The 13,712-nt window shown below is 67.5% G+C and carries 13 protein-coding genes; 6 read left to right on the top strand and 7 right to left on the bottom strand.

From position 1 onward, the window contains the following. The first annotated feature begins 30 nt into the window (after window positions 1–30). From DAT35_RS42275 to DAT35_RS42260, 4 genes are all read left to right on the top strand, one after another. Window positions 31–1,062 (top strand): beta-ketoacyl synthase N-terminal-like domain-containing protein, encoded by a 1,032-nt coding sequence (locus tag DAT35_RS42275; protein ID WP_108075098.1) that lies wholly within the window; start codon window positions 31–33, stop codon window positions 1,060–1,062. A gap of 9 nt (window positions 1,063–1,071) precedes the next feature. After that, on the top strand, window positions 1,072–1,455 hold the full coding sequence (locus tag DAT35_RS42270; RefSeq protein WP_108074987.1) for a DUF4150 domain-containing protein: 384 nt from the start codon (window positions 1,072–1,074) through the stop codon (window positions 1,453–1,455). A gap of 110 nt (window positions 1,456–1,565) precedes the next feature. Further along, on the top strand, window positions 1,566–2,408 hold the full coding sequence (locus tag DAT35_RS42265; protein WP_108074986.1) for an AHH domain-containing protein: 843 nt from the start codon (window positions 1,566–1,568) through the stop codon (window positions 2,406–2,408). 21 nt (window positions 2,409–2,429) lie between these two features. After that, window positions 2,430–3,002: an imm11 family protein gene (locus DAT35_RS42260; protein ID WP_108074985.1), complete on the top strand. Its 573-nt coding sequence runs from the start codon at window positions 2,430–2,432 to the stop codon at window positions 3,000–3,002. A 15-nt stretch (window positions 3,003–3,017) separates the two neighbouring features. Here the strand turns inward: DAT35_RS42260 and DAT35_RS42255 are convergent, their stop codons facing one another. From DAT35_RS42255 to DAT35_RS42245, 3 genes are read right to left on the bottom strand one after another with little or no spacing between them, the layout of a single operon-like run. Continuing rightward, window positions 3,018–3,731 (bottom strand): NUDIX domain-containing protein, encoded by a 714-nt coding sequence (locus DAT35_RS42255; protein WP_108074984.1) that lies wholly within the window; start codon window positions 3,729–3,731, stop codon window positions 3,018–3,020. Beyond that, entirely contained in the window at window positions 3,728–4,699 is a 972-nt protein-coding gene (locus DAT35_RS42250; RefSeq protein ID WP_108074983.1) for a nicotinamidase, read from the bottom strand. The genes DAT35_RS42255 and DAT35_RS42250 overlap by 4 nt, the downstream gene beginning before the upstream one ends. Window positions 4,700–4,717: 18 nt before the next feature. Further along, a complete protein-coding gene (locus DAT35_RS42245) occupies window positions 4,718–6,169 on the bottom strand; it encodes a nicotinate phosphoribosyltransferase (protein WP_108074982.1) in 1,452 nt (483 codons plus the stop codon). 109 nt (window positions 6,170–6,278) lie between these two features. On the opposite strand from DAT35_RS42245, the gene DAT35_RS61965 reads away from it, so the two are divergent. Continuing rightward, window positions 6,279–7,445, top strand: coding sequence for an energy transducer TonB (locus DAT35_RS61965; protein WP_108074981.1), 1,167 nt, complete (start codon window positions 6,279–6,281; stop codon window positions 7,443–7,445). Here the strand turns inward: DAT35_RS61965 and DAT35_RS42235 are convergent, their stop codons facing one another. From DAT35_RS42235 to epmA, 3 genes are all read right to left on the bottom strand, one after another. Continuing rightward, window positions 7,446–8,651, bottom strand: a complete 1,206-nt coding sequence (locus tag DAT35_RS42235; RefSeq protein ID WP_146210106.1) for a retropepsin-like aspartic protease — start codon at window positions 8,649–8,651, stop codon at window positions 7,446–7,448. Between the two features lie 66 nt (window positions 8,652–8,717). After that, entirely contained in the window at window positions 8,718–9,383 is a 666-nt protein-coding gene (locus tag DAT35_RS42230) for an inorganic pyrophosphatase (protein ID WP_108074979.1), read from the bottom strand. A gap of 44 nt (window positions 9,384–9,427) precedes the next feature. Beyond that, window positions 9,428–10,414, bottom strand: a complete 987-nt coding sequence (gene epmA, locus DAT35_RS42225) for an EF-P lysine aminoacylase EpmA (RefSeq protein WP_108074978.1) — start codon at window positions 10,412–10,414, stop codon at window positions 9,428–9,430. A 30-nt stretch (window positions 10,415–10,444) separates the two neighbouring features. Here epmA and DAT35_RS62210 point away from each other — a divergent pair, with 30 nt between their 5' ends. Further along, a complete protein-coding gene (locus DAT35_RS62210) occupies window positions 10,445–12,499 on the top strand; it encodes a chromosome segregation protein SMC (protein WP_304466083.1) in 2,055 nt (684 codons plus the stop codon). A gap of 153 nt (window positions 12,500–12,652) precedes the next feature. Here DAT35_RS62210 and DAT35_RS42215 read toward each other — a convergent pair whose 3' ends face one another. Then, complete coding sequence (locus DAT35_RS42215; protein ID WP_108074977.1) at window positions 12,653–13,708, bottom strand: SPFH domain-containing protein; 1,056 nt, start codon at window positions 13,706–13,708, stop codon at window positions 12,653–12,655. Window positions 13,709–13,712 lie beyond the last annotated feature (4 nt).

Raw genomic sequence — 13,712 nt, 5'->3', positions numbered from 1 at the left:
TGGCCTCCCATCGAGGTACTGAGCGTCGGCATGGTGACGCCCGTGGGATTGACGGCAGGAGCGACAGCCTCCGCCATCCGGGCTGGCATCTCGCGTGTGAGAAAGTCTCACATCCTTGACAAGCGACTCGCTCGACTTTTCGCGGCATTCCTCGAGGAAGAGCACCTCTCGCCGCTCGATGACGCCCTGCTCGGTGGCATGAGATCGATGCCTGTACGCCATCAGCGAATGCTGCGGCTCGCCTCCACGGCGCTGCAGGAAGCAACCCAAACCTGTAACAGACCACCGCCCCTCCTCCTTTCCCTCCCCGAGCCGCAGCCCTGGGGCGATTCCGTGGGAGGGGCCTTCTTGGAGCACCTGGCACAACAAGCCAACGTCACGCTGGAGATAAAACAGAGCCAACTCTTCCGCCAGGGACGCGCGGGGGGCCTGGTAGCCGTGGAGCGCGCACTCGAATTGCTTGCCTCCGGCCGCACCACCCAGGTGCTCGTGGGCGGAGTGGACACGTACTGCGACGCCCACCTCCTGGCCACATTGGATTCGGAGGATCGGCTCAAAGTGGATGGCCTCTCCGATGGCTTCGTGCCCGGTGAGGGCGCTGCCTTCCTCCTCTTGGGGACGGGAGGAGAGGCGAAGCGGCAGAAGCGGACACCGCTCGCGCGCATCACCAGTGCGGGTACGGGCAGCGAGCCAGGACACCGCTACAGCAGGAAACCCTATCTTGGAGAAGGCCTTGCTCAAGCCTTCCGGGTGCTCTTCGAACGAGCGCCACCGCAGCCCCCCCGAATCCGCTGCGTGTATTCGGGCCTCAATGGTGAGAGTTTCTGGACGAAGGAGTGGGGGGTTGCCTACATACGGCACTCACAGCATTTCGAAGCCGATTACCGTACCGAACACCCTGCTGAGTTCACCGGAGATCCAGGAGCGGCCCTAGGCCCGATGATGCTCGCGCTCGCATCGATAGGGATAAGCAAAGGGTATCGGCAGGGACCTTGTCTGGTATGGTGTTCATCTGATCTTGAGGAACGGGCAGCAGTGATGCTCCGGGCGGCAACGCACTAGGAGACGCATATGGGTACAAAGGTATTCGCCAACAGCCGTGGTATCGCGACCGAGGATGGCGGCGGACAGAGCATCGTCTTCCCAGACGTATGCAAGACTCCATCGCCGGGTGGGCCCGTTCCCATCCCATATCCCAACATTGGCAAATCCTCGGATGCATCGAAGGGCCCCAAGAAAGTAACGGTGAACGGGAAGATGCCAATGGTCAAGGGAGCTGAATACAAGACGACTTCAGGTGACGAGGCCGGAACGGCGGGCGGTGGAGTCATGAGCAGTTCCACCAAGGGCCCTGCCGAATTCATGCTGTATTCCTTCGACGTGAAGTTCGAGGGCAAGAACGTCTGCCGGCTGGGAGACCCCCTCTTTCACAACAAGAAGAACATCATGGGCTGAGGAGCGCGCAACTGCGCTGGTCTGATGCGTGTTGGTCGGTTCCGTCCACTCCCTCCCGGGTAGCCCCAATCCATGGCAAGCGCCAGCGCCCGGCGTGCTAGAGTTTCATCATGAGCGAAATAGGTGAGGTCGTCTCGGTCGCCGCTGGCCATTCACCCGGAGCCAAGGAGTGCCCCTTCTGTCCAGAAGAGGAGCCGAAGGCATACACGACGCATCCAGGAGCGGCAAACGACTCCGGAGCACTCGAGGAAATCATGGGGAAACCCTCACGCCTGCCATCCAAACAAGGCGGCGCTCGCCCCAAGGAAGGCGAGAAGGACCAGCAATCGGCTTCGATATCACAGCCGAAGCCGACCCCCATCTATACGAGTCCCGACCCGAAACGCGGCGCCTACTCGTGCGAGGCCCATCACCTCATCAGCGGAAAGCAGGCGCTGGACGGAGAGCCCGTCGAGAGGTGGATTGCCGCCTCCAAGGGGAAGATCGAACGCGACACCGGGTACTCCGTGAACAACGCAGACAATGGCTTCTGGGCTCCCTCCATTCCGGAGCAATACAAGGGTGGTAGTTGGGGGCCGAAGAGCTTCGAGGAGAAGTTTGCCATCGCCATCGAGGTGATGGAGAAGACGCAACGCCAGTTTCACAAGGGGCACCACGCCATCACCGACCCGGATGACCCAGGTGGCGACCTCCATCCATCGTATGACAAATACCTCAAGAAGAAACTGGCTGAAATAGATGAGCGCATTGAGGCGTGGAGCAATGCATGCCAGCTCTGCAAGCCAGACAAGAAGCCACAGCCCAGCGTGACGACCAACCAGATATTCGACAACCTGTCGAGCCTCATGAGAAACAAGCTGAGTGGTCCACGACAGGGCTGGAATGTATTTCTGTCGAAGTACGCACTCGAATACCACAAGCCGGTGTGCACTCATAAGCGCACGCGACTCTAGCCCACCGAAAGGGTGCGCCTCATGCCGATGTACAGGAGTATCGAACCTGACTTCTACAGCGACTACAGCATCGTGGAGAACCCGAAGATTCCAGAAGGGGTTCACTTCATGCGTGGCGCGCTGATACAAGAGAGCCTGCCGTCACCACTCACATTCCGCGTGAACTTTCCGAAATCGGTTCCGCTGCCTCACATGCTCGGTGAGAGGATTCCAGTGGTCAGCGACCGCTTCGTCGCGGCACTCAGGAAAGCGGGAGTCGACAACTTCCAACTCTTCCCCGCGGTGCTCCGCAATCCCAATGAGCATGCAGAGTGGACTGGATTCCATGTGTTCAATGTTCTGGGCCTTCTGGACGCAGCCGACATGGACGCATCCAAGTACCAGACGCTGATGGCGGGAAACGACCAGGTGCCAGCGCTCGTCGAGTTCGAGGAACTCGTGCTCTCGCGCGCGGCAACGTATGAGAAGCCCATGTTCCGCATCGTGCAGGAGCCATCGCTGCTCCTGGTCCACGAGCGCGTGGTGGACGTTCTCAAAAGCGAGAGTCCTCCCGACGGTTGGGGCATCATCGCCACCGAGGTGGAGGTCCGCTAGCGCAACGGGGAGTACTCAGGCACGGAACCGGTAGAGCGCGGCGGGCTTCGAGGCCGTCCGCCGCACTCCCGGCGCCTTCTCCAGCACCCCGTCCTCGATGAGCCGCGTCACCCTGCGGCGGAAGTTGCCCGGATCCTGCGGCTCGCCCTTCACCGCGGAAAACACCGTGCGCAGTTCCGGAATGGTGAAGGTCTCCGGCACCAGCGAGAACGCCAGCGACGACGTGTCCAGCTTCTCCCGCATCCGCGCCAGCGCCACCCGGAGGATGTCCTCGTGGTCGAAGGCCAGCGCTCCCTCGTGCAGTCCCGCTACCGGCGCCCAGCACGTCTCCGCCGCGTCTCCGCCCGCTCGCACCCGCCTCGCCAGCTCCGGCCGCACCAGCGCGTAGTACGCCACCGAGAGCACCCTCATCCGCGGATCCCTCCCTGGCCGGCCAAACGTGGCGAACTGCTCCAACAGCACCCCCTCGGCCCCCAGCCCCGTCTCCTCCTCCAGCTCCCGCGCCGCCGCCGCGTCCAGGTCCTCGCCCTGCTCCTCCACCCCGTCTCCCACCCGCAGGAAGCCGCCCGGCAGCGCCAGCTTCCCCTCGAAGGGGGGCTCGCCCCGGCGCACCAGCAGCACGTTCAGCGCACCGTCCACCAGCGTCAGGATGACCAGGTCCACCGCCACCGCCGGGCGCGCGTACGCCGCCAGCGTCTTGCGCGCCCGAAGGACCTCCGGCGCCCTCACACGCTCAACGGGTCGGTGGTCCGCACCACCTTCATCCCCGCCTCCCGGAACATCCGCATCGCCTCATCGGCCACGCGCGGGAAGTCCAGCCCCGCGGGCAACGGGTCCAACGGCGGCGCCGGCACCGGGCTCATCGCGTCCTCAAGGATGTGGATGCGCCCCATCTTCGAGCGATCCGTCGCCTCGATGTGCTGCTTCAAATCCAACAGCGTCGACAGCACGCAGTGCGACTTCGCCTGTCCGAACACGTAGACGCGGTCGAACGTGAGCAGGTGCTCGAAGAGGTCCTGGTTGAACTCGCCCACCTTGCGCCCCGGCAGCTCCGTCACCTCCGGCGACAGCACCGAGTAGTTCTCCGTCAGTGGCTCCTCGCCCTTCTGCTCGAAGCGCGTCTGCGTGTCCCTCGCCATCGCGTGGAACAGGCTCGCCTCCATCACCGCCGGCATCAGCGCGTGGCTCAACCCTCCGAGCAGCGCGTGGTACGGCCACACCGTCAGCACGTACTTCCCCGAGGCCTCCAGCCGCTCGCAGTAGGCCAGGCTCTCCTCCGGATGGCGCGTGGCCCGCCACTTCCCCGCGCGAATGTCCGCCGACAAGATGGGCGTCAGCGGCGCCGGCGGCCGGCCCTCCGCGTCCTGCCACCACGCCGGGTGGAAGATCTGGAAGACGCGGTGCGTGTCCAGCGAGAACACCAGCCCCGTGATTTTGTCCAGGTGCGCGTACAGCCAGCGCAGCGTACGCTGCGTGTCCTCCACCGCGCCCGGGACGAAGAGGCTCGCTTCGGGCTGGCAGAACGCCACCTGCACGTCGATGCCGAAGGCGGCGATGCGGATGCGGTCCTCGCGCGCGGGCCTCACCTTGTGCGCCACCGCGTAGCGGCGGGCCTCCTCTGTCACCTGCGCGGCTCGCTCCAGGTACAGCGAGCCCACGCGCTGGTCGTCATGGAACTCGGGAATGGGCAACGGCATGGCGTCCTCCTGGGAACTTCAAGAATGGTGCGCAGGACCTCGCGGGAAGTGGCGGTGGCGCAACTCCTCCACCAGCGCCTGCGTGGCCGGCGTGTACGCGACGCGGTGCTCCTCGGCCCCGCCCGTGGGAATGGCCGAGGCGGCCCCGGGCGCGGCACCGGAGAGCAACTCGTAGCCCTCGGGCGCCGGCTCTCCCTCCTGCCCGATGAGGCCAATGGGCCCCGAGCCACTCCGGCGCCGGAACACCACCGGCACGCCCGGGATGCTCTGCTTGCCCTCGGCCAGCTCGTTGCCGAACTTCATCGTCGCCGTGGGGCCCGTGCGCGACAGCTTGTACACCGCCGCCACCCTGTCCCGCGTGAAGGGGCTCGCCATGGTGCGCGCCACGATGAAGCCGCCGTAGCCGTAGAACTGCTTCGCGGGCTCCCAGCCGAACTGGCTGCGCAGCGCCTCGAACTCACGCGTGGCCTGCGCATCCAGTCCGTCCTCCAGGATGAGCACCGGCTTGACGCCCTCCTCCTTCGCCCGCGAGACGGCCTGCGTGTACTGCTTCTTCTTGTCGCCCGAGTCGAAGCGGATGGAGTCCCCCGCCATGGGCTCCTCGTGGATGAGGCGGAAGGCCGCCGGCAGGCCCGAGCCCAGCGTGTCGTAGGTGTCCAGCAGGTAGCTGGAGCGCTCCGGCCGCCGGTCGCGGATGGCCCGGAAGGCCGCCTCGTCCGAGCCGTAGCGCTGCACGTGCTCATGGCCCATGGTGCCCACCGGAATCATCCCCAGCTTCTGCGCCAGGTACACGTTGCTGGTGCGCGTGACACCCGCCTCCTTGCAGGCCCGCAGCGCCAGCTCATGCTGCTCCAGGCACGTGGCCGCGCGCAGCCCCACCTCGAAGATGCGGCTCGGGTCCTTCACCGCGTCCACCAGGTCGCGCACCACCGCCACCACCCGCGCGTGGTAGCCCTCGGTGTCCACGGAGATGGGCACCGGCTTCACCCCCACCGCGTCCAGCGTCTCCAGGGCGATGCGCTTCTCCTCCTCGCACGACACCACCGCCAGCGCCTTCGCCAGTGCCTCGCGGTCCGCCAGCGCATGCGTGGCGATCTGGATGCGAAAGTTGAGCTGCAACAGCAGCGGCTCCAGCCACGACACCAGCGCCGAGGGCCCCGTCAGCGAGAACACCGGCTCCCGCGCATAGAAGCGCGTGCCTCGGGGCAGGGCCCGGATGGTCAGCTTGTGCTTCTGCTGGATGGCCGCCTTGAAGCCCGCCCCCATCTCGTAGCTGTTGCGAGCCAGGTAGAGGTAGTCGCTCTCGGTGGGCTCCGGCAGCAGGCTCCGCACATGGGACTCGATGTCCAACGGCACCACCTGCTGTCCCCCCTTGCGGTGCGAGTAGTAGAACGTCTCCCGGCGCAGCGGCCAGCCAGCCTCCGCCATGCTGAACTTGTAGCCGTCCGTCGCGAGCAGCGAACTCCCCATGGTGTGCCTCCCGGGACGGGACTCTAACGGGCGGAGAAAGAGTCAGCAATACTCTTTCTCACCGCGGAGGTCGGGTATGGGCGCGAAGAGTGGTTGAATCGGCGCCGCGATGCCGGACTCCCGCCGCCGACTGCTGCTCACGCTCGTCCTCAGCCTCGGCCTGCACGCCGCGGTATGGCTGTGGATGGAGGCGCGGAGCTCCTCGCGCGCGCAGCAGCGGACGCCGTCGCCGCCCGCCCAGGCGACGCTCCAGTTCGTCGAGGTGGAGGTGACTCCCCCGCCGCCCGAGCCGCCAAAGCCCTCGCCACCGAGCCCCCCGCCGCCCAAGCCACCCCGCGCCAGGCCTTCAGCGACCGCGCAGGCTCCGAAGCCTCCTCCACCGGCAAGGCCCCCGCCCGAGCCCGCGCCCACCCCGTCCGAGCCTCACGCCGTCGCCGAGGCGCCCCCGCCCCGGGCGGATGACGTGCCTCGAGCGGACACACCCCGGGCCGACGGGCCCCGGCTGGGCGCCTCGCGGCTGCTGCCCTCGCCCTCGCTGACGTGGAGCCCCGAGCAAGGCATCAACACTCCGGATGCGGGGGTGCCCGTCCCCGCGACACCCGAGGAGAAGGTCGCCGACATGCTGCTGGAGGGCGTCCGGCGCGGGAAGGTGGATCGCGGCCTGGTGCACCCCTACTACACCGAGCTGGGCAAATCCCTGCTGAAGAACTGGGACGCCGAGCGCGCCGTCTCCGCCAAGGGCCTCAAGGGATTCCTCGATCAGTCCCGTGGCAACACGAAGGAGTGGTCGCGCATCTGGTCGGAGCGTGCCGCGGCCTTTGCCAATACGGGCTCACCGCTCGACTCCGACACGCCGCAGGGCAGCGACCGGCTACCACCCGGGAGAGACCCCTCGCTCGAGGCACGCCGCACCCTGGCCCGGCAGATGGGCGAGCAGTTCCGGGCGACCCGCAGCGCCACCGTGCGCGTGGTGCAAGACACCCAGGGCCGACTGCTCAACGTGGAGCTCGTCAGCCCCAGCAACGACGACCAGGTGGACCGCGAGGCGATCATCGACATCCGCGCCGCCGCCGAGCGCCTCCCTGTTCCTCCCCCCGAGGCCCTTCAGGGCCGCACGCGGCTCGTGAGCCTGTGGCAGATCGAGCTCATCATCTCCATCAGCCCCCCCGTCCCCACCGTCAGCATCGAGTTCGACGCGGAGATGAAGCTCGCGGACGTGCGGGTACCGCTCGACCGCCGTCTCTACAAACGCGTACGGCTGCTCGAAGTGCGTTAGCTACCGGGCCTCCCGCTCCAGCCACGTGCGCTCCGAGAGCTCCAGACGGCCCGCGCGGGCATCGAGCTTCATCTCGAAGCGCGCCAGGAAGCCGAGCCCGAGCACCCCCTCCGCCCCCTCGGGAAGGGAGGAGGTGACGACCACCTCGACGTTCTCGGCCCGGGCGCCCTGGAGCTCGATGCTCTGGACCCGGGTCACATGGGCCTGGACGGTTCCATCGGCCGTGTGGAGCGGAACGGTGGGAGTCCCCTCGAGCTTCAACCCGAGCCGCTCCGCGAACCCCTGCGAGAGCGTCACCGTCGATGCTCGCGTGTCGAGGATGAACCGGCCGCGCGCCTTGCCCTCCACCAGCGGCTCCACCCACCGCACGCCCGCCCTGGCGACGGGCACCACCGCCGAGCCCTTGCCGAAGATGCATTTGCTCCCGCGCGCCAGCCCTTCGAGCCACGACGTCAGCTGGACCCGTCCGGCCTCCGCAGGATTCGCCTGCGTATGCTCCAGCAAGACGAGGTGGGTGTCACACGTCCGGTGCTGCCGCTCGTAGGCGCTGGCCAGCTGGTTGGCCACCTGGAACTCCTCCGGCTTCAGGCGGAAGGCCTGCTCGAAGTCGGCCAGGGCCAGCTCGGACTTTTCACGGGCCTCGTGGGCCATGCCGCGCCAGATCCAGTGCCCGGCGTTGCCCGGGGCGCTCTCGATGAGCTCCGTGGCATCCTGGACGGCGAGGTCGAACTCGTTCAACCGCGTGTGCGCCGAGTAGGTGATGGACCGCAGCTGGGCGAACTTCCCGCACCGCGCGGTGAAGTCATCGGCGAACCGGATGGAGCCATGCAGGTCCTCGGCGGAGAACAGGGTCTGGAGGTACTGCACGGCCTTGGTCCGGTCGCAGGGCTGCTCCGCGAGTTCCTCGCGCAGCTTCTGGACGAGCACGGCCTTGGGCCCGTAGTCGAAGCCGTTCTCCGGAACCTTCCGGCCCTGGGGGAACACACCCACCAGATACGCCACGCCCAGCGCGAGCACGGCTACGCCGGCCACTGTGAACACTCCCGTCTGGAGTTTCCGGGCGCGCCAGTAGCGGGCGACGCAGGACTGGCAGCGATCCCTCCCGCCCTCGAAGACCGCGCACGCGGCGCAGAGCGGTTGGGAGCACCCGCCACAACGGGTGGTCGACGTCACATCCGGGTGTTGGAAGCACGAGGGAGCGGACACGGGGCGGCGCTTCTACCCGCCCCCTCGTGGAGGGTCAAATCACCCTTGGGCGGAGCCGTGAGGCTCTCAACCCTTGCGGCCGCGAGGCTTACGCGCCGGCCCCTGGCCATACACGCGCTGGTAATCCTTCATGCTGCGCTTGATGACCTCGTGGGCCTCGGAGCGATCGTACATCTCGACGATCTCCACCGAGCGCTTCACCTCGCTGGGAATCTGCTTGTAGGTGAGGAAGTAGTGCTTGAGGCGCTCCACGAGAGTGGTCGGCAGTTGCGCCACGTGCTGCAGCGCCCCGAAGACGAGGTCCGACTCCAGCACGGCGATGATCTTGTCGTCGGCCTCGTTGCCATCGACCATCCGGAAGCCGCCCACCGGCACCGCGCGCACCAGCAGTGCACCGCTCGGAATCACCTTCTCCGTCAGCACGCAGATGTCGAGCGGATCCCCATCGCCCTTGATGTCCTTGTTGCCGGTGCGCTCGGCGCAGCGCTTCGCCACCAACTCGTCGCAGTAGGTCTGGGGGATGAACCCGTAGAGCGTGGGGCACTGGCTGGAGAACCGCTGGGGCCGGTCCAGCCGGAGGAGGCCCGACTCCTTGTCGAGCTCGTACTTCACCGTGTCGGTGGGGACGATCTCGATGTAGGTGGTGACGACCTCGGGGACCTCGTCGCCAGGGGAAATGCCGTGCCAGGGGTGGGCCTGGAAACTGTGGATCTGCGGCTTCTTGGTGGCCATGTCACTTCAATCCCGAGCACCGTGAGAGCCCGGGGTCCTTCACATCAAACGAATTCGTGCGCCGGGAAGAGGAGGACTTCCGAGATGCTCTCCACGCCCAGCAACAGCATCAAGATACGATCGAGCCCCACGGCGATACCCGCCGAAGGCGGCATGTGGCCTACCGCGTCAAGGAACCGCTCGTCCAGTGGATAGACGGCCCGGCCCGACCGGCGCCGGAATTCCTGTTCCTCCACCAGGCGGGCCCGCTGCTCCACCGCGTCCGTCAGCTCGGAGAAGCCGTTGGCCAGCTCCAGCCCCCGGGCGTACAGCTCCGTGCGCTCGGCCACCGAGGCGTCTCCGGGCTTGAGCCGCGCCAGCGAGGCCATGGAGGCCGGGTACTCCGTCAGGTAGGTGGGCCGCTCCCAACCCAGCTTCCTCTCTACCTTCTGCAGAAAGAGGTGGAAGAAGACGTCGTCGAAGTTGGTGGCATCCCCGGTGCGCACGCCAGCCGCTTCCGCCGCCCGCTTCAGCGAGGGCCCATCCGGACAGGCCCTCAAGTCGACGCCTGTCTCCCGCAGCACCGCGTCGCGCACCGTCAGCCGCTCATAGGGCGTACGGGAGAAGAAACCATCGCCCCCCACCGTCCGGTCCGCCTCGGCCAGCGCCCCCTCCAGGTCCGCCATGATGGCGTGGTAGTCCGTCTGGGGCCGGTAGAACTCCAGCATGGTGAACTCGGGGTTGTGGGTCTCCGAGACCTCCCCGTTCCTGAATACCTTGCAAATCTGGAAGATGGGACCCGCCCCACCGGCGAGCAGCCGCTTCATGGCGTACTCGGGGCTGGTGTGCAGGTAGAGGGTGCGGCGCTGCCCCACGCCCGTCTCGGGGACGAAAGGGGCCTCGAAGGCGGTGATGTAGGGCTCCATCCCTGCGGCCGGGACGAGCAGCGGCGTGTCCACCTCGAGGTAGCCAAGCTGGGTGAAGAAACGGCGGAGGGCTCCGTAGAGTGCCTGCCGGGCGGCGGCCGAGCGCCACTGGAGTTGATTGGGCATGAGCGGCGCGGAAGTTACATTGCGCGTTCCATGCGCCCAAGGCTTCCCGCACTCGTCCTCTTCTTCGGCCTCAGCTCCCTCGGCGGGTGCGTCACGACCAAGGCTCCCCCTCCCCCCCTCACCGAGGAGCAGCAGCTGGCCGCCGAGGTGGCCCGGCTCGCCTCCGAGGCCGAGGCCCTGCTCAAGTCGCAAGATCTGCTGGTGTGGCGCTACTGGGCGGAAGGAGCCCGGGCGGACGTGGCCTCCACGTACGTGGGCAAGGAGGGGCTGTTCAGCCTCGACAACATCCGGAAGATCGACCGGCTGCGCCAGCGCACCACGGATGCACGCGAGCTGCGCGCCCTCACCGCGCTCCAGTCGCACTTCGCGGGCGAGTACCTGTCGCAGCAGCTCGTCGAGGTGAACGACGCCCTGGCCAACCTGGAGGCCTCGTTGACCTTCCAGGTGGACGGCCGCGAGGTGCGTTGGCGCGACCTGGAGCGGCTGCTGGCCAACGAGCGCGGCGCACCGAGGCGCAAGGCCCTCTACACCGCGGCCACGCCGGCGCTGGAGCGGCTCAACACGCTCATCCGCAAGCGCGAGGAGCAGACGGAAGCGCTGGTACGCGAGCTGGGCTACGCCTCGTACGAGGCCTTCGGCGGCGAGCTGCGGCAGACGGACCTGGGCCGGCTGGGACTGCTGGCCGAGGAGGTGCTCCAGGCCACCGAGGCGCCCTACAAGGAAGTGATGGAGCGGCTCGCGCAGCGTGAGCTCGGGATGCCCTTCGCGAACCTCACCCGGGCGGACCTGCCGCGGCTGTTCCGCCCGCGCGAGGTGGATGGATTCTTCCCCAAGGGCGAGCTGCTGCTGCGCGCGCACGGCACCATGTCGGGGATGGGCATCGACCTGGGCGAGATGAAGAACGTGCGCATCGACGCGCGGGACGACGTGAAGCGGAAGAACTCGCGCCCGCTGTCGCTGGGGATTGAAGTGCCCGGGGACGTGCGGCTGTCGGTGCGGCCCGCCGAGGGCGCACTGGAGCAGGCGCGGCTGCTGCACGAGTTCGGCCATGCGCTGCACTACGCCTTCACGAAGGAGCCCCGCTTCGAGCTGGCCAAGCTGGGCAACCCCACCGTCACCGAGGCGTACGCGGCCCTCTTCGAGGACCTGACGGAGGACCCGGTGTGGCTGGAGGAGCACGCGGGGCTGACGGGCAAGGACCGGGCCGCGTATCTGTCGGCGACGAGCGCCCACAAGCTGTTCCTCATCCGCCGGGCCGCGGGGAAGCTGCTGTACCAGCTCGCGCTGCACCGGCAGCAGGACGAGGCGGTGGACGCCCGCGAGCTGTACAAGGCCATCCTCGAGCGCGTGGACGAGATGCCGGCGACGGACGACGACACCGCGCGCTACCTGGTGGAGCAGGAGGACTTCTTCCAGTCGGCGGACAGCTTCCGCGCATGGTTCCTCGCGGGCCAGCTCCAGGGCCAGCTCAAGGCGCGCTTCGGCCCGTCCTGGTGGCACGAGCCGGAGGCCGGCAATTTCCTCAAGGGGCTGTGGGCCCACGGCAACGCGCGCTCGGCACGCGAGGTGGCCGATGCCATGGGGGAGAAGGGCATCGCGCCGGACGTGCTGCTGCTGCGGCTCGGCACCACGCTCGGGGTGCCCATCAAGCTGGGTGCCCGCGACGAGAACGAGGCCCCGAAGCCCACCGCTCCGGCCTCTCCCGAGAACACCCCGGAGGCCACGCCCGAGACGGCTCCGGAACAGGAGTCCGCGCCAACGGCGGCGCCCGTGACGCCCACCCCCGAGCCCACTCCGGCCGCGCCGACCCAGGCGCCAGCCTCCGCACCGAAGACCGAGCCGGCACCTGGACCCGCGCCCAAGGCGCCAGCGGCTCCGCCCCCGGCAGCCAAGACGAGCTCGCTCTCGAAGCCGGTGGTGCCCTCGAAGACGACGAAGGCCCACGTCTCGCAGGCCTCGAAGGTCCGAAAGCCAGAGACCCGGCACGCCCGCGCCGCGAAGACCCCGGAGGCCAAGGCCCTCAGAAAGCACGAGGGCTCCCGCCTGGAACACGGACGGAAGCCCCAGAGCAAGAAGAGCCACTGAAAGGCCCGAGGAGGAGGTACGCGGACAGGGGGGGCCCTGGTCGTCGTCGGTGTGCACCTCGTGCGCCGCCGTCCTCGCCCGGGGTCCTGAAAACACGAAGGCCCCCGCCCGGAACATGGGCGGAGGCCTTGGGTTACGACGGCTCGTGCAGGACTACAGCAGCTTCATCAGCTCGGCGCGCTTGGCGTTGTACTCGTCGTCGGAGAGCACGCCCGCGTCCTTCAGCTCCTTGAGTTCCTTCAGCCGCTGCGCCGGGCTGCGCGTGTCGGCCGGAGCCGCCGCCGGAGCAGGCTGCGGCGCCTGCTGCTGCGGATGGTGCTGCTGCTGCTGCTGCTGGTTGGAGAACATCTGGGCCATGCCGAAGCCCATGCCCATCCCCATGCCCTGCAGCGCACCGTCCGCGCCGCCACCGCCCTTGGCCATGCCCTCGGACGCGCCCAGCATCGCCTGACCCTGCGCGTACTGCTGGAAGCCGCCCGCCAGACGCGAGTACGCCACGTCCTTCGACAGTTTCTTCAGCGTCGCCTCGTCCTCCTCCTTGATGCTGATGTGGAAGTTGCCCATCCGCACCACGGTGAGGCCGTAGCCGTCCACGTGAGGCTTGAGACCCGCGATGACCTCGGTCTCGATCTCCTCCGTGTACGCGCCGCTCGTCACGTCCAGCAGCGGCCAGCGCTTCTTCACCAGAAGCTCGGCGATCCGGTCCCGCGTGACCTTGAGGACCTGGTTCTTGAACCAGCCCACAAAGTCCGAGTTGCTCGTGCGGCCCATGCCCACCAGGCCCACTACCAGCTTCTCCGGCTCCGTCACCCGGAGGGAGAAGTCGCCGTACACCATCGTGCCGATGCCCAGCCCCGTCTCGGGGTCGCGCACGTCACCGATGGGGCCGCCGAACTTCACGCCCGTGAACTCGCGCGTGGAGACGAAGAACACCTCGGCGATGAACAGGTTGCCGCCGGTGAAGTTCTCCAGGAAGCGCGACAGGAACGGGATGTTCTTGGCGTCCAGCTGGTGCCGGCCCGGCCCCAGCTTGCCCTCCACCTTCCCGTCCTTCACGAAGAGGGCGACCTCGTCGGCATCGACGGTGAGCTGGGTGAGCATCCGGATGTTCTTCTCCGGATACTTGTAGACAATCTCGCCCTTCGCCTCGTCGGCACGCGCGATGAAGTTGCGCTGCGCCTCGTCCTTGATCGTACCGAAGAATCCCATCGTG

The organism is Vitiosangium sp. GDMCC 1.1324 (assembly GCF_003044305.1).
Taxonomy (GTDB): Bacteria; Myxococcota; Myxococcia; order Myxococcales; family Myxococcaceae; genus Archangium.
This window is presented reverse-complemented; position numbering and strand designations above follow the sequence as displayed.